16 protein-coding genes are annotated in these 23,506 nt (G+C 68.3%); 4 read left to right on the top strand and 12 right to left on the bottom strand.

What is annotated here, in order from left to right; genetic code table 11:
* Window positions 1-20: 20 nt before the first annotated feature.
* The gene (locus tag GR168_RS01160; RefSeq protein ID WP_159369790.1) at window positions 21-1,673 is read right to left on the bottom strand and encodes a TM0106 family RecB-like putative nuclease; all 1,653 of its coding nucleotides are present in this window, start codon (window positions 1,671-1,673) and stop codon (window positions 21-23) included.
* A gap of 227 nt (window positions 1,674-1,900) precedes the next feature.
* Here GR168_RS01160 and GR168_RS01155 point away from each other — a divergent pair, with 227 nt between their 5' ends.
* Complete coding sequence (locus tag GR168_RS01155; protein WP_159369789.1) at window positions 1,901-2,593, top strand: DUF6474 family protein; 693 nt, start codon at window positions 1,901-1,903, stop codon at window positions 2,591-2,593.
* A 207-nt stretch (window positions 2,594-2,800) separates the two neighbouring features.
* Complete coding sequence (locus tag GR168_RS01150) at window positions 2,801-3,478, top strand: hypothetical protein (RefSeq protein ID WP_159369788.1); 678 nt, start codon at window positions 2,801-2,803, stop codon at window positions 3,476-3,478.
* On the opposite strand, the gene GR168_RS01145 is transcribed toward GR168_RS01150, so the two are convergent.
* The 6 genes from GR168_RS01145 to sigK form a co-directional block, all read right to left on the bottom strand.
* The gene (locus tag GR168_RS01145) at window positions 3,458-4,360 is read right to left on the bottom strand and encodes an alpha/beta fold hydrolase (protein ID WP_159369787.1); all 903 of its coding nucleotides are present in this window, start codon (window positions 4,358-4,360) and stop codon (window positions 3,458-3,460) included. The genes GR168_RS01150 and GR168_RS01145 overlap by 21 nt on opposite strands.
* Window positions 4,361-4,491: 131 nt before the next feature.
* Window positions 4,492-5,649, bottom strand: coding sequence for a PQQ-dependent sugar dehydrogenase (locus GR168_RS01140; protein WP_238994987.1), 1,158 nt, complete (start codon window positions 5,647-5,649; stop codon window positions 4,492-4,494).
* Window positions 5,650-6,002: 353 nt separating this feature from the next.
* On the bottom strand, window positions 6,003-7,556 hold the full coding sequence (locus GR168_RS01135) for a succinic semialdehyde dehydrogenase (protein ID WP_159369785.1): 1,554 nt from the start codon (window positions 7,554-7,556) through the stop codon (window positions 6,003-6,005).
* A 67-nt stretch (window positions 7,557-7,623) separates the two neighbouring features.
* On the bottom strand, window positions 7,624-8,118 hold the full coding sequence (rraA, locus tag GR168_RS01130) for a ribonuclease E activity regulator RraA (RefSeq protein WP_078111901.1): 495 nt from the start codon (window positions 8,116-8,118) through the stop codon (window positions 7,624-7,626).
* A 34-nt stretch (window positions 8,119-8,152) separates the two neighbouring features.
* On the bottom strand, window positions 8,153-9,061 hold the full coding sequence (locus GR168_RS01125) for an alpha/beta hydrolase (RefSeq protein ID WP_137809843.1): 909 nt from the start codon (window positions 9,059-9,061) through the stop codon (window positions 8,153-8,155).
* Between the two features lie 67 nt (window positions 9,062-9,128).
* A complete protein-coding gene (gene sigK, locus GR168_RS01120) occupies window positions 9,129-9,743 on the bottom strand; it encodes an ECF RNA polymerase sigma factor SigK (protein WP_159369784.1) in 615 nt (204 codons plus the stop codon).
* A 376-nt stretch (window positions 9,744-10,119) separates the two neighbouring features.
* On the opposite strand from sigK, the gene GR168_RS01115 reads away from it, so the two are divergent.
* Window positions 10,120-11,052, top strand: coding sequence for an MBL fold metallo-hydrolase (locus GR168_RS01115; RefSeq protein ID WP_238994986.1), 933 nt, complete (start codon window positions 10,120-10,122; stop codon window positions 11,050-11,052).
* A 26-nt stretch (window positions 11,053-11,078) separates the two neighbouring features.
* On the opposite strand, the gene lysX is transcribed toward GR168_RS01115, so the two are convergent.
* The gene (lysX, locus tag GR168_RS01110; protein ID WP_159369783.1) at window positions 11,079-14,492 is read right to left on the bottom strand and encodes a bifunctional lysylphosphatidylglycerol synthetase/lysine--tRNA ligase LysX; all 3,414 of its coding nucleotides are present in this window, start codon (window positions 14,490-14,492) and stop codon (window positions 11,079-11,081) included.
* A 119-nt stretch (window positions 14,493-14,611) separates the two neighbouring features.
* On the opposite strand from lysX, the gene GR168_RS01105 reads away from it, so the two are divergent.
* On the top strand, window positions 14,612-14,848 hold the full coding sequence (locus tag GR168_RS01105; RefSeq protein ID WP_058253697.1) for an RNA-binding S4 domain-containing protein: 237 nt from the start codon (window positions 14,612-14,614) through the stop codon (window positions 14,846-14,848).
* A 725-nt stretch (window positions 14,849-15,573) separates the two neighbouring features.
* On the opposite strand, the gene GR168_RS01100 is transcribed toward GR168_RS01105, so the two are convergent.
* From GR168_RS01100 to gltB, 4 genes are all read right to left on the bottom strand, one after another.
* Window positions 15,574-16,245, bottom strand: a complete 672-nt coding sequence (locus GR168_RS01100; protein ID WP_159369782.1) for a DedA family protein — start codon at window positions 16,243-16,245, stop codon at window positions 15,574-15,576.
* Window positions 16,246-16,367: 122 nt separating this feature from the next.
* Window positions 16,368-17,255 carry a cutinase family protein gene (locus GR168_RS01095; RefSeq protein WP_058253695.1) on the bottom strand — a complete coding sequence of 296 codons (888 nt, stop codon included), beginning with the start codon at window positions 17,253-17,255 and terminating at the stop codon, window positions 16,368-16,370.
* Between the two features lie 178 nt (window positions 17,256-17,433).
* Entirely contained in the window at window positions 17,434-18,888 is a 1,455-nt protein-coding gene (locus GR168_RS01090) for a glutamate synthase subunit beta (protein ID WP_058253694.1), read from the bottom strand.
* The gene (gene gltB / locus GR168_RS01085; protein WP_159369781.1) at window positions 18,881-23,464 is read right to left on the bottom strand and encodes a glutamate synthase large subunit; all 4,584 of its coding nucleotides are present in this window, start codon (window positions 23,462-23,464) and stop codon (window positions 18,881-18,883) included. The genes GR168_RS01090 and gltB overlap by 8 nt, the downstream gene beginning before the upstream one ends.
* Between the last annotated feature and the right edge of the window lie 42 nt (window positions 23,465-23,506).

The following is a 23,506-nucleotide window of genomic DNA, read 5'->3' as shown; positions in this document are numbered from 1 at the left end:
CCGCGGTTCGGCTGAGGTCGTCAGCTCGCCCGGAACCGGTCGAGCAGATCCCGCTCGTGCGGCACCTGCGCGGCCGCGCCGTCGGTCATCCACTCGCGCAACACTTTTGTGGCACAAACATCGTCTTCGTTGTATTCGAGAAGTCGCCGGCGCTGCCCGTCGTCGGGGCGCCCGCCCCCGAGCGCGACAGCCGCCCGGTACCACTCCATCGACGCCTCGCCGCTCGCGTCGTCGTCGCGCCACGAGAACCCGGCGACCGGCGCCACTCGTTTCAAGCCCTTGCCCCGCGGGCAGATGAAGTTCTCGCCGACCGCCTCGTAGATGTCCACCCATTCCGACGATGCGATGAAGGCCTGGACCTCGGCGCGCGCCGGGATGCCCGGCTCGCCGGCGAAGCTGTCGGCCGACCCCAGCAGCCATCGGTTCTCCGCCTGCTGGGAGTAGCAGTAGGCCGCGAACGTCTTCCCGGCCTCGCGGGCGGCGGCGCGTTCGGCCATGAGCCATCCCCAGAACTCGGCGAACGACCGCGCTTCGTCGCGCGTGGGCAGCGGGTCCCAGGTGACGAACGGGCGGTACTCGACGGGCGCGGACGAGTCGGTGGTGTCGGTGCGCAGTGTCCCCCACAGATACGCCCCGTGCTCGCCGTAGCTCTCCATGTCGACGTCGATCTCGATGTCGGCGCGGTGGACCCGCGGCGAGTCGACGCGCCGGACGAGCTCGGTGCCGGTGAGCCAGGCGATCGCGTTGATGATCGCGTCGCCGAACCGGACGCCTCCCGGCCAGCCCTCCGGTGGGGCCCCGCGCTGTGCGGCCAGTTCGTCGATCGTCGTGATCCCGGCATCGATCAGGACCGAACCCTGGTTGCCGCTCGCCACGAGACTGACGTCGCGCTTCTCCTCGAGCTCCGGTCCGCAGCGCACCCACCACGGGCACGAACGGCATTCGCTGATCCGGCGGGGCTCGGTGGGGACCTGCCCACCCGCGACCGCGAGCCGATGCTCGAGGATCGCCGAGTAGTCCTCGAGCATCGCCCCGGTGTCCAGGACGACGATGCAGTCCGCGTCCACGCCGATCACGCCGCCGCGCAACTCTGTCGTGTCGGTCGACGACGCCCTGCCGATCTCCACGAGCATGGCGGTGAGATGAGCCAGCCGGAGGTTGTCCCGTCGGTTCGGCCGGCCGGTCCGATATGGGTCGGGGCTCGGTGCCCACATCCAGAACGGACTGGTCACCAGGCTGGGCGCGCGCCCGTCCGGTTCCGGCGTCGATTTCGCCGGCTGGCTGACCCGGTGGTTGACGACGATGACGGGTGTGTAACCGTCCCCGACCCGCACCAGCAGTTCGGAATGGCCACGGCGCCCGTGCTCCCGGTCGGTCGGCAGGGTCGCGTTCCAGATCCACGACGCCCCGGCGTCGCAGGCACGCAGCGTGGCCGCGACGCGCTCAGCGGTGCTCGCATCGGCGTCGACGACCACGAACGCGCCCGGCTGATCGCTGTGTACCCCCCGGAGCAGCTCGCGGATCGCCGCCCGATGGTCGGCCGCGGCCTCCTTGCGGCGCTGCACGCCAGGCGGATCGGGTTCGTCGGCGGGACGTCTGTCGTGCGCGAAATCGAGGGCGACCCGGTGCTCGCAACCGGCGAGGTCGCGCGGCGACAACACGACAGGGACCACGCCATCCCTTTCCGGGCTCGAACGGACGGACACGTGGTCGGATACAACCACATGTCATGCTTGTACTTGTTATCACGCGCGCCTGACGTCGGGAGCGAAGCGAGCGGGGCCACGAAGTGCGGCGCCGGACGCGATCGAGCGAGCCGGTCGACACCGGCGCCGGGAGCGGAACGAGAGCAGGCCGGGGGTCGACTGCGGTCTTCTCGGCAGCAGCGAAAGGGCATTCGATGGGATTGTTCTCCTCCGACGGTACGACTCGTGCTCAGCGCAAGGCAGAGGCCAAGGCTCTCAAGGCGAAAGCCAAGCTGGAGGCCAAGTTCGACGCCAAGTCGCGGCGCAAGGAACAAAAGGCCCGGCGCAAGAACGAGCACAAGTACTTCCAGAAGGAGATGAAGGCCGAGCGCAAGACCGCCAAGCAGCTCGCCAAGTCCCAGACGAAGGTGAGCAAGGCCGAGGCGAAGAAGTTCGCCGTCGAGGCGCAGGCCGCGGCCGACGCGAAGGCTCTCAGCCCGGGCAGCGTGAAGCGCTACCTCACCGTCGCCCGGCTCGTGGCACCGATCGCCGCACCCGTCGTCTACCGGGCCGCGGTCGCCGGACGCGAACAGCTCTCCACACTGCAGGCGAACCGCGCGGGGGTCTCACCGGAGGTGTTGCGCCAGTTCAGCGGTCACGGAGCGACCCTGTCCGCGCGGATCGCGACCACCCGTACGGCACTGGAGAAGGTCGTCGCGCAGGACACCAGCTCCGACTCCACGGATTTCGTCGCGGCGATGACCAAGCGCCTCGACAATCTGGACGTCGCGGTGCAGACCGCCGAGACGATGTCGGCCGGTCAGCGCCGCACCGCCCACAAGTCCATCGCCGACGAACTCGAAGCCGTCGACGCCGACATCCTCGCACGGCTCGGGGTCCGTTCCTGACCCACGGTCCGAGCCGGGTCCTCGCCGCGCCGGTGGGCGGCGGCCGCTTGGGTGAGATCGGCGAGCGATCAGCGGTACGTGTGGAACAGGCTGCGGGATCCGGTCGCCGGTGCCCGGTTCCGGGGCACACCATTAGGATGGGTGCGAACGTGTCGCGCGGCGCAGCAGTTGCCGGGCGCCTGCCGGACACTTGCGAGGGAGCGTGGTATGACCGAGCCAGATCCGAACACCACGCCGTCCGCCGGTGAGTCGAACCAAGACGAGCAGGCGCTGTTCCCGATTGCCGCACCGGAAGAGTCCGCCTCCGTACCCGACGCCGCACCCGCCGCGCCGGTAGCGAAGAAGGCCTCGCCGGAGACGGCGGCCGCCGAATCCGGCGGCGACAAGCTCCCGCCGAAGAAGGCGGCGAAGAAGAGCCCCGCGAAAAAGGCGCCGGCCAAGAAGAGCCCTGCGAAAAAGGCCGCCGGAGCCGCACCGGCGAAGAAGTCGGCAGCCAAGAAGGCACCTGCCAAGAAGGCGCCGCCGAAGTCGGCGCCGCCCGCCCCGGAGCCAGTGGATCCGCCGACTCCGACCCCGGAACCCGAAGCGGCTCAGGTGTCGTCGGCCACGACCCCGGCGTCGCCCCCCGAGCCGCCGGTGACGCACTCCCCGAAGCCGGCCCCGACCGCGTCCTCGGCCCCCGCGCCCGCCGATCCCACGCCCGCGCCCACACACCCGCCGGTCGATGTGGTCGCCGAATCAGACGCCGCCCGTGCGACTTTCGCGCAGTTGCGATCGGGTTCGCCCACCGAACCCCCGACCACCAATCTCACGCCCGCGTATGCCGGGCTCGCAGCTGTGGTCGCGCTGATCGTCTTCGTCGTGTTACGCCGAGTCCTGCGCTGACGGTCCCGCCGCCGACGGGGCGGTGGTCGACCCGTTCGCCGGGGCGAGATCGCCGACCCGGTCGAGAACCGCGGCGACAACGTCGTCGGCGTGCGCTTCCGGCAGCCAATGGTCGGCGCCGCGCAACGCGATGAACTCGTACTTCGCGTCGACCCACCCCGAACACAGGCGGGCCGCCTCCTCGCCGATCGCCGGGTCGGCGTCGCCCCACACGAACGTGGTCGGGACGCGGACCGGCCGGGGCGCGGATCGCCTGTCGGGGAGCGGCATCGCGCGATACCAACCCAGCGCGCCGGGAAGGGCGCCGTAGTCACCGATCTCACGGGCGATCCGCGACGCGAACGGTTGTGGAAGTCCCATCCGCTCCCCGAAGTCCGGTTGTGTTCGCATCGCCCAGCCGAGGAACTTCTCGGGCAGGACCGGAATCTGGAAGGCGGCCATGTACCAGGACCGGAAGATCTGTCCGTGGCGCATCGAGCGCAGGAAGGCCCCTGGGTGCGGAACAGACAGGGCGGTCAGCGTCTTCACCCGATCGGGATGGTGCGCGGCGACCGCCCACCCGACGAGTGCGCCCCAGTCGTGGCCGACGACGTGGGCTCGTACGAGGCCTGCGGCGTCGAGCAGGGCGAGCACGTCCGCGGTCAGTTCGCTCTGCACGTAGTCCCGTCGGCGTGCGGGGCGAGCACCGGGCGAGTACCCACGCTGGTCCGGCGCGAGGGTCCTGAACCCGTTGTCGTGCAGGATTTCCGCGACCAGTTCCCAGCACGAGGCCCGCTGGGGGAACCCGTGCAACAGCACGATCGGTTCACCGTCGATCGGACCTTCGTCGGTGACGTCGAAGGTGTGGGGTCCGCGGTCGAACCGGGTGATGCGCGTCGTCATCGATGACCTTTCTGTGTCCGATTCACACCATGGCGATCACGCGCGTCGGACCGCCGGTACCACCGGCGAACTTCGGTGCGCCGACGATCACGGTCGATTGCGTGTCCGACGGCCAAGTTGTCGCACATTGCTCAGCCGTCCCAGCGCACCCGCAGGATGCGGTCTGCGCCTTCGCCGTCGCTGGTTGTCAGGATCAGCGAGCCGTCGGGCGCAACGGTCACCCCGCGCAGGCGACCATGCTCGTCCTTCAGGGCCTCGGTTCGCGACACCACGTGGCGTCCGTCGTCAGAGAGCTTAAGGAACACCAGTCGTTTGCCCTTGAGCGCCGTCAGCACGACGCCGCCGTTGTATGCGCCCCAACCGGTTTCGGGCAGGAATGCGATTCCCGGCAGAGCGATCGTCTCGTTGCCCGAACTCCAGACCGGACCGATCGCGCCGGGGACCCGTACCGGATCGGTCATCGGCACCGATTCGTCGTAGATGATCGGTGTGCGGTCGGGCTTATAGCCGTAGTTGCCCCCGGCGACGATGCGATTCAGTTCGTCGTCGCGGCTCGTGCCCTGCTCGATGGCGTACACGCGACCCGTGCCGGGCTGGACCGCCACGCCCTGTACGTTGCGATGCCCGAGGCTGTAGATCGGGCTGCGCGGGTTCGGGTTTCCCGGAGCGGGCGCACCGTCGAATTTGATGTGTAAAACTTTGCCGCCCAGCGACTTCTGGTCCTGGGCAACGGATGGTGTGCCTGTGTCGCCGGTACCGACCCAGAGGCTGTCGGCGGTAGCGGATAGGCCGCATCCGGCACGACTGCCGGAGGACGTCACGGGGATTCCACCGAGGACCGTCCGTTCACGGGTCATCTGCGTCCAGTCCGCACTCACCCGCCACGACACCACCTTGATGGTCTGACCAGTCTGTGGGGCCGGAAGAGGTGCGCCGGCAAGAGGTTCCGGCACGACAAAGGCGCCGGGCACCGTGTACTCCGCTTGACACGAATACACACGGCGGTTGTCCGAGAACCGTTGGTCGATGGCGAGCCCCATGAGGCCCGCCTCGTGGACCGCGAAGATCTTCGACAGGTCTGCTCTGACGTTCACACGTTTTCCACCGGGGCGCACTGCAACAAACCGCCCCGCGCGCTCACCGGAAAGCACGGTGCCATCGGGTGCAACCACTACACCCCAGGGGATGGTCATCCCGCCAGTCACAGCAGTGACCTGCAGCGGCGCTCGAGCATGAGCCGCCGGGCCGGCGAAGAACAACCCAGCCACGACAGCCGCGGACGCGGTCATCGTCACAAGCCCACGGGCCGGTGAACGAACGGATCTCCTGCGTCCATGACGTGTTCGGGTCACAAGGCCTACCGTAACCACGCTCACATCGACGGGGCAGGACATCGGGCGTCTCGATCAGCGAAATCGTGCTCCACAGGCACGCCAGATGCCGCGACGTCGCGGCCCGACCGGAGCGACCGGGTGGTGGCGACGCCGTCCGGGGTGAGGAGTTTGCGTCCCTGTGAGCGAGGTCGAAGGGCAATCTGCCCTTCCCACACCCTGAGGTGGACGGAAATTCGTCCTACTCGACGCCGTCGAGGGAACGAGTCATCCCACTCCCGAACAAGCAGAGAGTGAGCTCTCTTACTCTCTTACCGGCCCGGCAGGTACTTCAACGCGCGCACGGCGGTCGGCGTGATGGCTCGGTAGATGCTCGTCGGGACCACCGGCATGCGGTCGATGCCGATGAAACGCTGCTCGGCGATGGTCTGCGGCTCGGTGTACTTCAGCAGCCCCTCGTCACCGTGCCGGCGTCCCATCCCGGAGATACCCATGCCGCCCATCGGGGCCGCCGTCGACGCCCACGCGGCGGCGTAACCCTCGTTGATGTTCACCGTCCCGGCGCGCAGTTGCTCGGCGACCTGCTGCGCCTCGGCGCTGCTACCGGCGAAGACGCTGGCGTTGAGGCCGTAGTCGGTGTCGTTGGCGAGCTTGATCGCCTCGTCGGTGGAGTCCACCGGGTAGATCGAGACGACCGGTCCGAAGGTCTCGTTCGCGAAACACACCATGTCGTCGGTGACGTCGGTGAGGACCGTCGGCTCGAAGAAGAAGGGGCCCAGGTCCGCGCGACGCTTGCCGCCGGCGAGCACCTTCGCGCCCTTGGCGACCGCGTCCTCGACATGCGCTTCGGCGGTGTCGATCTGTGCGGCCGAGGCCAGCGAACCCATGTCGGCGCTGAAATCGTAGGAGGCCGACAGCTTCATCGTCGACACATACGCGGCGAACCGCTCGGCGAAGTCGTCGGCGATCTTCTTGTCGACGTAGATACGTTCGATCGAGATGCACAGCTGCCCGGAGTTGGAGTACGACGCCCGCGCCGCGCCGCGCACGGCGTTGGCGATGTCGGCACTCGCGGTGACGACCATCGGGTTCTTACCGCCGAGTTCGGCCGAGAAGCCGATGAGCCGACGCCCGGCCTGTTCGGCGAGGGTGGCCCCGGTCTCCGAGGAGCCGGTGAACATCACGTAGTCGGTGCTGGCCATGATCGCCTGTCCGACAACGCTTCCCGGCCCGGGCACCACGGCGTACAGCTCACGCGGCAGACCCGCCTCGTACAGCAACTCGGCCAGGGCCAGCGCGCAGTACGGCGTCTGGCTGTCGGGTTTGATCACGACGCCGTTGCCGGCGATCAGGGCGGCCACCGCATCGGACACGGCCAGTGTCAGCGGGTAGTTCCACGGGCTGATGATGCCGACCACACCCTTGGGCAGGTACCGCACGCGCACGCTGGTCGCGCCCGGCAGCATGCCCTTGACCTTGCGATCGGCGAGCAGCTTGGGCCCGTTCGTCGCGTAGTGCCGCGCGGTGATCGAGACGTCGATGACCTCTTCTTGCGCGTAGATGCGCGCCTTGCCGGTCTCGGCCTGCGCGATGTCCATCAGCGACGCCGCGTTGCGGTGGACCAGTTCGGAGAAGCGGTCGATGATCGCGGCGCGGTCGGCCGGCGTGCGGGCCGCCCATCCCTCCTGCGCCTGGCGGGCCCGGGCGACCGCCACCTCGAGATCGTCGGCGGTGGCGACCGGGATGGTCGCCATCTCCGTCCCGCTGAACGCCTCGAGGACGGGGCGCGTGGGACGACTCGCGGCGTCGTCGATGGCGACGAGCGCACCCAGGCGAGCGAAATAGTCGGCGGTGGGCTTCGGCATGGCGGTGCTCCTCAGCGCTGTGCGGGTGTCCGGTCTTCGATGTCGATCGTGGTCTGCGGTCGGGGCTCTACTGGTTGTCTCCTGCGGCGACGAGCACGATGCCGTCGTCGTCGGAGTAGACGATGTCGCCGGGGGTGAACGTCTCGCCGCCGATGGTCAGCGGGACGTCGCGTTCACCGGCGCCGGTCTTGGTCGACTTGCGCGGGTTGGTACCCAGGGCCTTGACCCCGATCGCCATCCCGCCGATGGTCTTGGCGTCGCGGATGGCGCCGTTGACGATGATCCCCACCCAGCCGTTGGAGCGGCCGAGCTCGGCGATGAGGTCTCCGACCAGTGCGGTGTGGACCGACGCGTCGCCGTCGACGACGAGCACCCCGCCGGGGTTGGATTCACCCAGAACCGACTTCAGCAGGGCGTTGTCCTGGAAGCACTTGACCGTCGACACCCGTCCGACGAACTCCCGGTTTCCGCCGAACTGCGTGAACTGGGTGTCGCAGCTTCGGACGTCGGCGCCGATGTCGTCGACGAGGTCGGCCGTCGGGGTGAAGGTCAGCTCGCTCATGCCGAACAGTTTAGGTGTAACCGCAAGTAGCTGGTTACTCGCGGGTAGGGATGGGCCGCACCCCGCCGATGATCTCGGCGACGTCGTCCGGGCGCTCCGACACGAGGAAGTGCCGCGCCCTCGGGAGTACCGCGATCTCGCGGGCACCGAGCACGTCGGCGTACCGTCGCTGCTTCCATTCCCAGAAGTGGCGCCACCCCGGGAGCCTGGACGACGCCACGACGACGATCACCGGGACGTCCGGCATCGGCTCGGACCGTCGCAGACTCCGCAACGTCTGGTTCATCGATCCGAAGGCGGCGTTCTCGACGAGAAGGGCCAGGAGGTAGGGCGGCTGCCCGAAGACGCGCGTACTCCATCGGCGCTGCTGCTCGCCTCGACCCTCCGGTGGCGCGGGCACGACGCGGCTCCACACCTGGAAACTGGGCCAGCGACGAATCCCGACGCGGCTCGTCACCGCGCGCGCCGCACCGACCACCCGATGGGCGTTGCCCACCCGGAACGACAGCGGAACGATCCGCCACGGCACCAGGACGAACGATCCGTCGAGGATGACGACGCCCGCGGTCCGCTCGGGATATCGGCGTGCGAACGCCTCCACATACAGCGACGCCAGCGAATGCCCCACGACGACAACCGGTTCGGTGATACCCCGAGCGTCGAGCACCGCGGCCATCCGCTCCACCTCGCCCAGCAGCGACGGATGGTGACGCCGACCGATGGGATCGGACAGCCCGTAACCCGGGCGGTCGTACCGCACGACCCGCCACGACGAGACGAGCCGCGCGACAAGCGGATCGAGGTCGAACCAGTTGCTCCCGAGCGCCGCCATGAGCAGCAGCGGCGGACCCGCCCCCTCGTCGAGCACGTGGAGCCGATGCTCCCCGACCGTCACGAACTCACCGGGTGAATCCAGACCCGCGTCGGGTGTCGTCTCGTGCACCCGTCCAGTGTGCCCGCGCGGATGGCGCGGCGTCGCCGGACGGCACGACGCGCTCACCGCCGATCCGTCAGCGGTCGTCCTGCGCGTCCAGGCAGCTCCGCAGCCGTCTCAGGCCGTCCCGGATACGGGATTTCGTGGTGGGCAGGGGCGTGTCGGTGCGCGCCGCCACCTCGGGATAGGTGAGTCCTCCGAAGTACGACATCTCGAGGCTTCCTCGTTGCAGTTCCGTGAGATGTCCGAGGCAGGTGTGCACTGCGCTCACCTCCACCGACCGCAGCACCGCTTCGAGCGGAAGATCCTGCGTCATCTCGGGTTCGGCGGCCCGGACGCCGTACTCCGACAACCGCTCGGTCTGCATGTTCTCGGTTCGGACCCGGTCGACGGCGCGTCGGTGCGCAATCGTCATCATCCAGGTGATCACCGACCCGCGGGCGGGGTCGTACTCGGCGGCCCGCTGCCAGTACTGCAGATACGCCTCCTGGACGATCTCCTCGGCGTAGTGCCGATCACGCACCACCCGGACGGCGAGACCGTAGATCCGCGAACTGGTCAGATCGTAGAAGCGGGTGAAGGCCGCCCGGTCGCCTTCGGCCACCAGGGCCAGCAGGTCCCGTAGGACCTGCGATTCTCCCCCGCCCCCATGATCCGCATTCGCGGTGGCGTCGCTCTCCCTCGGCGCCACGGTTTCAGGTGCTGCCGGGTCGGGGACGAGGCACGGGAAGACTCGGTGGCTGCCCGGGAGTCGCCGTGAACCGGATGTGGGTCGGTTGCATGTCAGCGACGGTCCGCCCGACGGTCCTGGTGTGCGAGCTCTTCGACAACCATTCCGGTACCTCTCGTCAGACGTCGGGGGTCGATGAATAGGTCGTTGGACTCTAGCGCGTCGTTACACATTGTGTTCGGTTGTAGCCCGTTGGGAGGACAGCAGGCCATTCGAAGGGCCAGGACCATTCAACGACGGCGGAGTGGTACCCAAAACCTCTCCGCGGTGAACTACACATGACATCCGCTTGCCCGGAATCGGCCCGCACACCTAGCGGTCGGGGTAGGAATACGCGGTGGCCACCTTTCGCCAGCCGGGCCCGGCGCCGGCCGAGATGCTGCGCACGGGTGCGCTCGCCGTGCGCGGCGCGTTCCGGCCGCGCCCGCCGGACCGGCGACTCATCGACGCCATCGAGGACGCCGGGCTCCCCGACGGCGAGGTGACCGTCCGGGTGCGCGCCCTGCCCCAGGTTGCGCGACAGGTGCCGCTCGCCGGCCTCGTCGAGGGAGCTCGTACCCTGCGTCGCGCGTCGTCGGCGATGACGACCTTCGTGGTCGAGCACCCCGAGGCCACGTTCTTGGTCGATCCCGGCTTCTGCCGCGACGCCCACCACCGCGTCCTGCCCGAATTGCCGACGATCTTGCGCCCGCTGATCACCCCGCCGCGGTCGACGGTCAGCACCGCCGACGGTCTCGAGCTGCGGCCGCTGCACCGCTCCCCCGACTTCGCCCTGCCGACGCACGCTCACTGGGATCACGTGTGCGGCCTGCTGGACCTGCCCGGCCTGCCGGTGTGGCTACCTCGGCCCGAACGCGAATGGATACTGGCGGGCACGCGACCACCGGTCGGCGGGGTGCGGGCGGCACTGATCGACGGCCGCCGGATCCTCGACTACGAACTCGACGGCCCGCCCGTGTCCACATTCGTCGCGAGCCACGACCTGTTCGGCGACGGCTCCGTGGTCGTCGTCGACCTCGGCGGGCACACCCCCGGGAGCGTCGGCGTCCTGGCCCGCACGTCCTCCGGCCCGGTCCTGCTCGCCGGCGATGCGGCCTGGCACTTCGAGCAGGTGGCGCGCCTGCGCCAGAAGCCGAGCATCCCCGGCGAATTCGTCGACGACGACCGCGACGCGGCGTTCGCGACGCTGCACCGGCTCCACCTGGCCCGCCACACCGTGCGCGTGATCCCCACCCACGACCACGACGCCGTCGGAGCACTCTGCGGCTGAGGCGAATTCGAACTCGGTCGACCCGGTCAGGCGTCCTGCGGTTTCGCCAGCGGGAACGCGAGCGACTCGCGGATCGACTGTCCGGTGATGAGCATGACCACCCGGTCGACGCCGACACCCAGACCTCCGGTCGGCGGCATCGCGTACTCCAGTGCCTGCAGGAAGTCCTCGTCGAGTTCCATGGCCTCCGGATCGCCGTCGGCGGCCAGGATCGACTGCTCGGTGAGGCGTGCCCGCTGCTCCACCGGATCAGTCAGTTCGGTGTAGGCCGTACCGAGTTCGACCCCCCAGGCGACGAGGTCCCACCGCTCGGCGACGCCGGGCTTGCTCCGGTGCGCACGCGTGAGGGGTGACGTCGACGTCGGGAAGTCGGTGTAGAAGGTCGGGAAGGTGGTGCGATCCTCACCGAGGTGCTCGTACAGTTCCAGGACGATCTGCCCGGCGTCCCAGTCGGGCCGGTGATTGATATCCAGGCGGTCACATACCGCGCGCAGCTCCTCGACAGACGTCTCCGGGGTGATCTCCTGCTCCGCGCCCTCCGAGACGACCTGATGAACGGTCTTGACCGGCCACTCCCCGGAGATGTCGACGCGCTCTTCGTTTCCGTCGGCGTCGGTGCGCACGATGACCGGTTCCCCGTAGGCCGCCGTCGCCGCGTACTGGATCATCTCTCGTGTCAGGTCGAGCATCTTGAGGTAATCACTGTGCGCCTCATAGGCTTCCAGACTCGTGAACTCCGGGTTGTGACTGAAGTCCACACCCTCGTTGCGGAAGTTGCGGCCGATCTCGAAGACCTTCTCGACCCCGCCGACACACAGTCGTTTGAGGTAGAGCTCCGGGGCGATCCGCAGATACAGGTCGAGGTTGTAGGCGTTGATGTGCGTCTGGAACGGGGTGGCGTTCGCGCCGCCGTGGATCTGTTGCAGGATCGGCGTCTCCACCTCCAGGTAGCCGCGCGCGGAGAGGAAGTCGCGCAACGACTTCACGACGAGGCTGCGGGTGGCGAGCGATGCTCGCGTCTGCTCGTTGATCGCCAGGTCGACATAGCGCTGGCGGACACGCGCTTCCGGATCGGTGAGGCCGGCCCATTTGTCGGGTAGCGGACGCAGGCATTTGCCGTTGATCCGCCAGGCGTCGATCAGGATCGACAGCTCACCCTTCCGACTCGTGCCGACGACGCCGCGGGCCTGGATCAGATCCCCGAGGTCGACGTCGGTACCGAAATCGGGTGTGCCTGGGATGATCCGGGAATCCTCGACCAGCACCTGCACCTCGCCGGACCAGTCGTGGACGTCGGCGAACACCACTTTGCCGAAGTCCCGAAGTCGCGTCACGCGTCCGGCGACGGTGACGACGGTTCCCTCGGGTTCGGCCTTGGCCGCCGCGATCGTATGAGTGGGTTGATCGGCCGGCGGGTACGGATCGAAGCCGCGCTCGACGAGCCGGTCCATCTTCTCGAGTCGGACGCGCACCTGTTCCGGCCGGTGGACGACCGCACCCTCGGGTGTGGCTGCCTCGGCGTCGAGCTCGGCGATGAGCGCGGGCGCGTTGACACCGGGCGGGATCGACGGCGGCCCCTGCGTGTAGTGCTTGGCCCGTCCGAAGCGCGGCAACGTGATGAAACCCTCGGTCACGATCGCGGCTAGGCCCACCCGGGGCAGGATCCGGCTGTCCTCGAAGCACAGGTAGCGCGACTGCCAGTCCGGCAGATACTTCGCATTCGACTTGTACAGCGACTCCATCTGGAAGAACCGCGAGCCGAACATGAGGATCGAGTAGCCCATCCGCATCACCGGCCCGGCCCCGATCTGGGGACCCTGCTCGAAGAACGCCCGGAACGCCGCGAAGTTCAGCGACACCTGGGTGATGCCCAATTGCTCTGAGTTACGGCACAACTCGGCGACCATCGTCTCCACGACGCCGTTGGGTCCGTGCCGGTCACGACGCATCAGGTCGAGCGAGACACCCCGGCGCCCCCAGGGCACGAAGGACAGCATGCCGACGACCCGCTCGCCGGGGGTGCCCTCGTCCATCACGGCCTCGACCAGCAGGCAGTCGCCGTCGGCGGGATCGCCGATGCGCGAGAGCGCCATCGCGAAGCCGCGTTCCTCGTCGGTGTCGCGCCAGTCGTCGGCGCGCGCGACGATCTGCGCCATCTCGGTGTCGCCGATCTCGTTGTGTCGTCGGATGCGAACGCCGACCCCGGCACGGCGGGTGCGGGTCACGGCCTGGCGCACCGCCTTCATGGCCGGGCCGCTGAGGCTGAACTCGCGCGTGTGCAGGATGGCCTCGTCGCCGATGTTGAGCGAGACGAAACCGGCGGCGTCAAAGGCGGCCGCGCCACGCGGGCTCGACCCCATCGACGCCGGATGCCACCCGTATTTCTCGCACAGGGTGAGGAATTCGGCGATGGCATCCGGCCACGACTCCGGGTCGCCGATCGGGTCACCACCCGCCAGTCCGACTCCTACCTCCACCCGGTAGGTGATCGCTGCCCGACCATCGGGCGAGAAGACGACGGCCTTGTCGCGACGGGTCGAGAAGTACGCGAGCGAATCGTCGTCGTTGAATCGCGTGATCAGCGCCCGGATGAGGGCTTCGTCCTCGGCGGTGATGAGCCAGCGCAGCCGTTGCGACCGGAACAGCACGACGGCCGCGGCGATCAGCGCCAGCGCGCCGAACAGTCCCAGCAGACCGTTCACGAACAGGTGGGTGTGCCGACCGTCGAACGAGGCATCCTGGTCGATGGCGCCGAACGCCACGACCCGGTTGAACGCGTACGGCAACCGGTCGCCCCTGGTCAGCGTGTGCGGGAACGCCCACACCAAGGCCCAGCCCAGCAGCGTCGCAATCGCCAGTCCGGCGACCAGGGTGCCGAACGCCGCCAGCACGGCGCCTCTGCGGACCCGAGTGTAGAACTGGCGGTACGTCGACAGCAGGAACATCAGGGCAAGCGCATCGATGAACAGTCCGAGGTAGATGTTCGTGCGGTCCCACCGCGTCACGCCCAGGTCGTCGGCCAGCGACGGCACGAGATAGAGCGCGTTGGTCGCCATGAACAGGATCAAGTAGATGACGCTGATCCACCAGGCGATCCGCTTGCGGGCCGAGAGCGCGACGGCGATGAGGGCGAGCACGAACGCCCAGGCGAAGCTGGTGTCGGGGAGGGTGATGAGGTAGTCGTCGACGTAGCGGCGGGGGTCGTGGATCAGATGCCGTATCGCCGGGAAGAGGCTGGACAGCAACGCGATTGCCGCCAGGACACCGACGATCGTGCCGGCGATGTGCGGGGCGCGGGACCCGAACCCGGAGGGCCGTCGGATCTTGTCGAGCAGCGCGAGGGACCTGCGGTCGGCCGCGGTGGGCGTCCGCGGTCCCACGTCGCGGTGCTCGCCGAGATTCTCGGGGTCGACCGGCGCGAGGGGGGTGTCGGTGGCCATGCGTAAAAGGTAGTCGGGATGAGAGGTATGTCCCGGCACTCCACGCGGATTGGCCCCGTCCGGCACAGATCGTCTTGCGTCCCCGACGGCCGAGGTGGCCCGGCGGGCGGTGGAACGGCATGATCGAAGCCGTGTACGACGTGACGATCCGGGACGACTCCATCCGACTCGGCCAATTCCTCAAACTCGCCAACCTGATCGAGTCGGGGGCCGAGGCCAAGGAGGTGATCGCCGACGGTCTGGTCACCGTGAACGACGAGGTGGAGACCAGGCGCGGCCGTCAGCTGACGATCGGCGATGTGGTGTCGGTCGGCGGGATGAGCGTGCGAGTCGTCGCCGAAGGCGACGTGCCCTGATCCGAAGAAGCGTCCCCCATTGCTCCCTGAGGTGCGAGGAGCGACAGCGACGAGCCTCGAAGGGCGCTAGGACCGAACGCCGAACCGTCTGAGCTCGGCGGGTGTGATGAGTCGTTCCGCTTCGGCGGGGAACATCGTCGTGGAACCGCGGCGGCCCCCGAGTCGCCCGCCGGTCAGCGAGTTCAGCAGAGAGCCCCGGCGGGGCGAGTGAAATGTGTCAGCCAACTTCATGACCAATCACTTCCTGATACTTCACATTCGTTACAACGGACTGGAACTTTGTTTTACTGTAGCGGCTGTTCCCGGTCGTGTCGCCGGACTTCTCAGTGGCTTTCGCCACCCCCCGCGACTGCCGACACGTGTGAATCCCGCAGCTCCGGTTCCCGAAACGGCGAGTGCCGTACACGACGGCTAGATCGATCGTCGCACGAGAACTGTTACCTCGCGCGTAGCGACGCGCCCCTCACCTGCATGAATGACCCGGCGGCGGGCAGGCGACCACTCGCCCCCGCGGGCTGCCGTCGAACGACCGAAGCCGCCGACCCGGGAATCGGGCCGGCGGCTTCGGTGTGATGGACGACGATGGCGGTCAGTGCGCCTCTCGGCAAACAGGCCGCTCGAAGCGGCAAAGGGTGGGACCCGGGGCATTGAGTCCGTCACCGTCGCGGGGTACAACCGCGCTTCCGCACGAGGTATTCCACGGGTCGTCCCACTCCCCCGGCCCGCTATCCCGCGGCACTGGCGCGGCGTCGGCGGACCCGCTTCACGACGAACCAGGCGACCATGAGGACCAGCACGGCGATCACGATGTTGCTCAGCACGCCACTCCACCGTTCGAGCGCGGGGGCGATGGCCGGACCGAAGCCGAAGCCGATCCCGATCCACAGTGCGTTCCACACGCCGGAACCGAACGTCGTGTAGGCGGTGAAACGCCAGAACGGCATCTTCTCGATGCCGGCCGGGATGGAGACGAACGATCGGACGAGCGGCACGCACCGACCGAGGAGGACTGCCATTCCGCCCCAGCGGACGAAGTACTCCTCCGCCTTGTCGAAGTCGTCGTAGTCGAGCAGCGGCATCCGGCCGACGAGTCGCCGGGTGCGATCGCGGCCCAGAGCCGCACCGATCCAGTACCAGAGCCAGGCCCCGACGAGCGACCCGATGGTCGCCGCGGCCCAGGCGAGCCAGACGTTCATGCGGCCCTCGTAGGCGAGGAAGCCGGCGCCGGGAAGAACGGCTTCGGACGGAATGGGCGGCAGGAAGGTCTCGAGGAGGATTGCCACCCCGACACCCAGCTCGCCGAGCGTGTCCATGAGGTCGAGAATCCAGCCGATGAAACCGCTGTGACCTTGCGACGGGTCGGTCTGGGCGAGTACGGCGGCGAGCTGCGTTGGCAAGGAGATGTTCCGTCTGTCCGAGGGCGGGCGGCTGGTCCCCGGGATCGGTGACCACTTCGGCCGCCACTCTAGTCGGACGTCCGATTCATCCGGTTCTCGTGCAGGTCAGCCGACCGGCGTCGTCACGCGAGGCCGGCGAGGAACCGGTTGGCCCACTGCACCGCAGTCACGCCGGGACGGACCTCGAAGTCCCGGTAGGTGCCGTGCGACCCGGACTGGAGGAATTGGTTGAACGACCTGATCTGCTCGCGAGCGCGCGCGTCACCAAGCTCCTGCGCGATCTCGCCGGGGCCGCCGAGGGTGAGCAGTTCGGAGAAGATCGCGCCCGCCTCGGCCTGGTACTGCACGATCTGGCTCGGCGTCGGGTCGCTGGTCTCGGCGAGGTAGCCGACGATCCGCGTCACGTAGTAGTCGCGTGGCACGTTGCAGTAGACGTCGGTGGGTTCGCAGAGGGTGAACGCCCTGGGCAGGACCCACCCCATGCCGTCGAGGCGTGGTCCGCCACTGCCCTCACCCCTCAGGGCGGGGCCGATGAGATTGTCCCGCTTGGACCGCCGCGGATCCGCGATCAGCACGACCCCCGCGACCTGGCTCGGACGGATCGCGGCGCGACCGGTGCCGATTTCGGATGCGAGGTCACCGGCGGCGTCGGCGCCCTGGCTGTAGCCGACGAGCGCGATCCGGGTACCGGGGCATCGTCGGAGCATCTGAAGGGCGAGCCCCGTGGTGTTGGCAACCGCCTGCGCCTTGGACTTGCCGTAGATCGCCTTCTCCCACGGGAACGCCGTGGCGTCGTAGCCGACGTACTGCACGCGGGTTTCCGGTCCGAGCCCGGCGGTGATCTCCCCCAGCACACCCGGGCTGGCGCCGTTGGACCAGGTCCCGGGGACCGCGAGCACATAGATCTCCGGGCACCCCCGGGGCGCGGCGGTCGCCGTCGGGACGGCGAGCACACCGCCGGCCAGGAGCGCACACAGCAGGGCACATACAGTCGCGACGATCCGACGCATGGTCCGTTCCCTTCGTACCGGCCGAGGAGGCAGCTTCACCGCCGAGTCTAGGTCGGGCGTCCGGCGGGCGTGTTGCCGCCTGCGGAACTCCCGTGGAACGACGGATCTGCCTACGCAGAACACCCGCCCACCCTGAGCGGGTGAGCGGGAGTCGAGTACTGCTGAGTGCGACGCGCGATCAGCGCTGCGCGACCTGCGTGGGCACGATCGGTGCGGGCAGGTCCGACGCCCCGGTGAGGAACGCGTCGGCGGCCGCAGCGGCCGAGCGCCCCTCGGCGATGGCCCACACGATGAGCGACTGTCCACGCCCGGCGTCGCCGGCGACGAAGACACCCGGCTGACCGACAGCCGCGAAGTTGCCGTCGCGCTTGACGTTTCCGCGGGGGTCGTACTCGACGCCCATCTTGTCGAGGAGGTCCTCGCGCTCGGGTCCGACGAAGCCCATGGCCAGCAGCACCAGGTCCGCCTCGAGCTCGAAGTCCGAACCCTCCACCTTCTCGAAGCGGCCGTCGCGCATGACGACCTCGTGCGCCTTGAGCCCGGTGAGCTTGCCGTCCTCGCCGACGAACTGCTCGGTGTTGACCGAGAAGACGCGCTCGCCGCCCTCTTCGTGGGCGGACGACACGCGGTACATGAGCGGGTAGGTCGGCCACGGGGTCGACTCGGCACGCTCGATCGGCGGCTTCGGCATGATCTCGAACTGATGGACGATCTCCGCGCCCTGGCGCAGCGAGGTGCCCAGGCAGTCGGCGCCGGTGTCGCCACCGCCGATGATGATGACCTTCTTGCCCTTGGCCGAGATCTGGCCCTCGACTTCGTCGCCGAGCTGCACCCGGTTGGCCTGCGGCAGGAACTCCATGGCCTGGTGGATGCCGTCGAGCTCACGCCCGGGGATCGGCAGATCGCGACCGATGGTCGAACCGTTGGCGAGGATCACCGCGTCGAAGTCGGCGCGCAGCTGCTCGACGGTGACGTCGACACCCACGTTGACGCCGGTGCGGAAGACGGTGCCCTCGGCCTCCATCTGCGCGAGACGACGGTCGATGTGGCGCTTCTCCATCTTGAACTCGGGGATGCCGTAACGGAGCAGGCCACCGATGCGGTCGGCCCGTTCGAACAGCGTCACGTCGTGTCCGGCACGCGTGAGCTGCTGCGCCGCAGCGAGTCCCGCGGGCCCGGAGCCGACGACGGCCACCGACTTGCCGGTCTTCTCCGACGGCATGACCGGGGTCACCCAGCCGTTGTCGAAGGCGTTGTCGATGATCTCGACCTCGACCTGCTTGATGGTGACCGGCGGCTGGTTGATCCCCAGCACGCACGACGCCTCGCACGGAGCCGGGCACAGGCGGCCGGTGAACTCCGGGAAGTTGTTCGTCGCGTGCAGACGTTCGATGCCGTCGCGCCACTGGTCCTTGTACACCAGGTCGTTCCACTCGGGAATCAGGTTGCCCAGCGGGCAGCCGTTGTGGCAGAACGGGATACCGCAGTCCATGCAGCGGCTCGCCTGCGTCTTCAGATGGCCCTTGTCGAAGTCGGTGTAGACCTCTTTCCAGTCCAGCAGACGCAGTTCCACCGGGCGGCGGTCGGGCAGCTCCCGCTCGGGGTGCTTGAGGAATCCTCTGGGGTCAGCCACGTGCGGCCTCCATGATCGCTTCGTTCACGTCTCGCCCGGTCTTCTCCGCCTCGGAGATGGCCAGCAACACACGCTTGTAGTCGCGCGGCATGACCTTGGCGAACTTGGTCTGGGCGGTGTCCCAATCGCCGAGCAGCGCTGCCGCGACCGGGGATTCGGTCTCGGCGCGGTGCTCTTCGATGATCGTGGCGAGGAACTCGATGTCCTCGTCCTCGAGCGGCTCGAGGTCGACGAGCTCGGTGTTGAGGTTGTCGGCCAGCTTGCCCTCGGGGTCGAAGACGAACGCCATACCGCCGGACATGCCCGCCGCGAAGTTGCGGCCGGTCTCGCCGAGGACGACGACGCGTCCACCCGTCATGTACTCACAGCCGTGGTCGCCCACACCCTCGACCACCGCGGTGACGCCCGAGTTGCGAACGCAGAAGCGCTCACCCACGATGCCGCGCAGGAAGATCTTGCCCGCGGTGGCACCGAAGCCGATCACGTTGCCGGCGATGATGTTGTGCTCGGCGACGAAGTCGTCCGGCGCGTTGCGTGCCGGACGGACCACGAGGCGACCGCCCGAGAGACCCTTGCCGACGAAGTCGTTGGCGTCGCCCTCGAGGCGCAGCGTGATGCCCTTGGGAACAAAGGCACCGAAGCTGTTGCCGGCCGATCCGGTGAAGTCGACGATGATCGTCCCGTCGGGAAGACCCTGTGCGCCATAGGCCTTGGTGACCTCATGGCCCAGCATGGTGCCGACTGTGCGGTTCACGTTGGTGATCTTCGAGGTGAAGGACACCCGCGTGCCGTGGTCGATGGCCTCGCGGCTCTGCGCGATGAGCTGCTGGTCGAGCGCCTTGTCCAGGCCGTGGTCCTGCACGCCGGAGCAGTACAGGTCCTGGTTCATGAACGGCGACTCGGGCATCGCCAGGATCGACGACAGGTCGAGCTTGCCCGCCTTCTCCGACTTCCAGTGCGCGAGCGCCTTGGTCGTGTCGAGCGCCTCGACGTGACCGACGGCCTCCTGCAGGGTGCGGAAGCCCAGGCGCGCCAGCAGTTCCCGGACCTCTTCGGCGATGTACAGGAAGAAGTTCTCGACGAACTCCGGCTTACCCGCGAAACGCTCACGCAGCAGCGGGTTCTGGGTGGCGACACCCACCGGGCACGTGTCGAGGTGACACACCCGCATCATGATGCAACCCGCGACCACCAGCGGCGCGGTGGCGAAACCGAACTCCTCGCCACCCAGCAGGGCGGCGACCACGACGTCGCGACCGGTCTTGAGCTGGCCGTCGACCTGCACGACGATCCGGTCGCGGAGTCCGTTGAGCAGCAGGGTCTGCTGGGTCTCGGCCAGGCCGATCTCCCACGGCGCACCGGCGTGCTTGACCGAGGTCAACGGCGTTGCGCCGGTACCGCCGTCGTGCCCTGAGATGAGGACGACGTCGGCGTGCGCCTTCGAGACACCGGCCGCGACGGTGCCGACGCCCACCTCGGAGACCAGCTTCACGTGGATGCGGGCCTGCGGGTTGGCGTTCTTCAGGTCGTGGATCAGCTGCGCGAGATCCTCGATCGAGTAGATGTCGTGGTGCGGGGGCGGCGAGATGAGGCCGACGCCCGGCGTCGATCCACGGACCTCGGCGACCCACGGGTACACCTTGTGCGGCGGCAGCTGCCCGCCCTCACCCGGCTTCGCACCCTGCGCCATCTTGATCTGGATGTCGGTGCAGTTCGACAGGTAGTGCGAGGTGACGCCGAAACGGCCCGACGCGACCTGCTTGATCGCGCTGCGACGCCAGTCACCGTTCTCGTCGTGATGGAAGCGCCGCGGATCCTCGCCACCTTCACCGGAATTCGAGCGACCACCGAGCCGGTTCATGGCGATCGCGAGGGTTTCGTGCGCCTCCGCGGAGATCGAACCGAAGCTCATCGCGCCGGTCGAGAACCGCTTCACGATCTCGCGGGCCGGTTCGACCTTCTCGATCGGAATCGGGTCGCGGTCACCGAAATTGAAGTCGAACAGGCCCCGCAGCGACGCCATCTGGCGGGACTGGTCGTCCACCAGCTTCGTGTATTCCTTGAACACCTGGTACTGGCCGGTGCGCGTGGAGTGCTGGAGCTTGAAGACGGTGTCCGGGTTGAACAGGTGGTACTCGCCTTCGCGGCGCCACTGGTACTCGCCGCCGACCTCGAGCTCGCGGTGGGCGCGCTCGGACGGGCGATCGGAGAACGCCAGCGCGTGGCGGGTCGCGACGTCGGCGGCGATCTCGTCGAGACCGATGCCGTCGAGCTGGCTGTTGAGCCCGGTGAAGAACTCGTCGACGGTCTCCTGCGAGATACCGATGACCTGGAAGAGCTGTGCGCCGGTGTACGAGGCGAGGGTCGAGATGCCCATCTTGCTCATCACCTTCAGCACGCCCTTGCCGGCGGCCTTGATGTAGTTCTTCTGCGCGGTGGCGAAGTCGAGGTTGCCGAGCACACCGCGCTCGGTCATGTCCTCGATCGACTCGAAGGCCATGTACGGATTCACCGCTGCCGCACCGAAACCGACGAGCGCGGCCACGTGGTGGACCTCGCGGCAGTCACCGGACTCGACGATGAGACCGGCCTGGGTGCGCTTGCGTTCCCGCACCAGGTGGTGGTGCACCGCAGCCGTCAGCAGCAGCGACGGGATGGGTGCGTAGGTCTCGTCCGACTCGCGGTCGGACAGGATGACCAGGTTCACGCCGTCGTCGATCGCGGCGCTGACCTTCGCACGCACCTCGTCGAGGGCCTTGCGCAGACCGGCGCCACCCTCGGCCACCGGGTAGAGGCCGTGGATGTGGACGCTGCGGAAACCGGGCAGCCCGTCGTTGGAGTTGATCTCCACCAGTTTCGCGAGCGTGTCGTTGTCGAGGACCGGCGACGGCAGCTCGATCTGACGGCACGACTCGGGGCCGGGGTGCAACAGGTCGGCCTCGGTGCCGATGGTGCCGCCGACGCTGGTCACGATCTCTTCGCGGATCGCATCGAGCGGCGGGTTGGTCACCTGGGCGAACAGCTGCTGGAAGTAGTCGAACAGCATGCGCGGGCGCTTGGAGAGCACCGCGATCGGGGTGTCGGTACCCATCGAGCCGAGTGCCTCGGCACCGGTCTTCGCCATCGGCGCGACCAGCAGGTCGAGTTCCTCACGCGTGTAACCGAACACCTGCTGGCGCAACGCGACCCGGTCGTGCGGCATGTGCTGATGCGGCGGCGCCTCGATGTCGTCGACCGCGACCAGTCCCTGCTCGAGCCACTCACCGTAGGGGTGCTCGGCGGCGAGCTCGTCCTTGATCTCCTCGTCGTCGACGATGCGGCCGGCAGCGGTGTCCACCAGGAACATGCGGCCGGGCTGAAGACGCATCTTCTGCACGACGTCGGAGTGATCGATGTCGAGCACGCCGACCTCGGAGGCCATCACGACGAGCCCGTCCTTGGTGACCCAGATCCGACTGGGCCGCAGGCCGTTCCGGTCGAGCACGGCACCCACGACGGTGCCGTCGGTGAAGCACACCGACGCCGGTCCGTCCCAGGGCTCCATCAGCGCGGAGTGGTAGCGGTAGAAGTCCCGGTGCTCGGGCTTCATCGACTCGTGACGCTCCCAGGCCTCCGGGATCATCATGAGCACGGCGTGCGGGAGGGAACGTCCACCGAGGTGGAGCAGCTCGAGCACCTCGTCGAACCGGGCGGTGTCCGACGCACCCGGGGTGCAGATCGGGAAGATCTTCGACGCCGCGTCGGCCCCGAAGGCCGCGGTGTCGATGAGCGCCTCGCGGGCCCGCATCCAGTTCTCGTTACCGGTGACGGTGTTGATCTCGCCGTTGTGGGCGACGCGGCGGAACGGATGCGCCAGCGGCCACGACGGGAAGGTGTTGGTGGAGAAGCGCGAATGCACCAGACCGAGCGCGCTCTCGACACGCGAGTCCTGCAGGTCGACGTAGAACTCCCGCAGCTGCGGGGTCGTCAGCATGCCCTTGTAGACAAAGGTGCGTCCGGACAGGCTCGGGAAGTAGACGGTCTCACGTCCGGGCCCGTCGGCGCCGGCGCCCTTGTTGCCGAGTTCGTACTGGACCCGCTTGCGCACGACGTAGGCGCGGCGCTCGAGTTCCATGCCCTCGGCGCCGCCGACGAACACCTGACGGAAGGTCGGCATGGCATCGCGGGCAAGTGCTCCGAGCGAGTTCTCGTTGGTCGGCACCTCGCGCCAGCCGAGCAGGGTCAGACCCTCTGCCTCGATGACCTTCTCCACACCCTCGCAGGCGAGGCGCGCGTCTTCCGAGCCCTGGGGCAGGAAGGCGATACCGGTCGCGTAGCTGCCCTCCGCGGGCAGCTCGAAGTCCACGGTCTCCCGCAGGAAACGGTCCGGGACCTGGATCATGATGCCCGCACCGTCGCCGGTGTTGGGCTCGGCACCCGCAGCGCCGCGGTGCTCGAGATTGACCAGCGCCATGATCGCCTTGTCGACGATGTCGCGACTGCGCCGCCCGTGCATGTCCACGACAAACGCCACGCCACACGAGTCGTGCTCGTTGCGTGGGTCGTAGAGACCCACCGGTCCCGGAGCCTGCTTCATAGTTCGCCTCACTTTGCGCGCGAGGAGTGCACGCACTACCCG

This window comes from Gordonia sp. JH63, from assembly GCF_009856645.1.
In the GTDB taxonomy this organism is placed as follows: Bacteria; Actinomycetota; Actinomycetes; order Mycobacteriales; family Mycobacteriaceae; genus Gordonia; species Gordonia hongkongensis.
The sequence above is the reverse complement of the archived record's forward strand: the minus strand, read 5'-3'. Positions and strand labels throughout refer to the sequence as shown.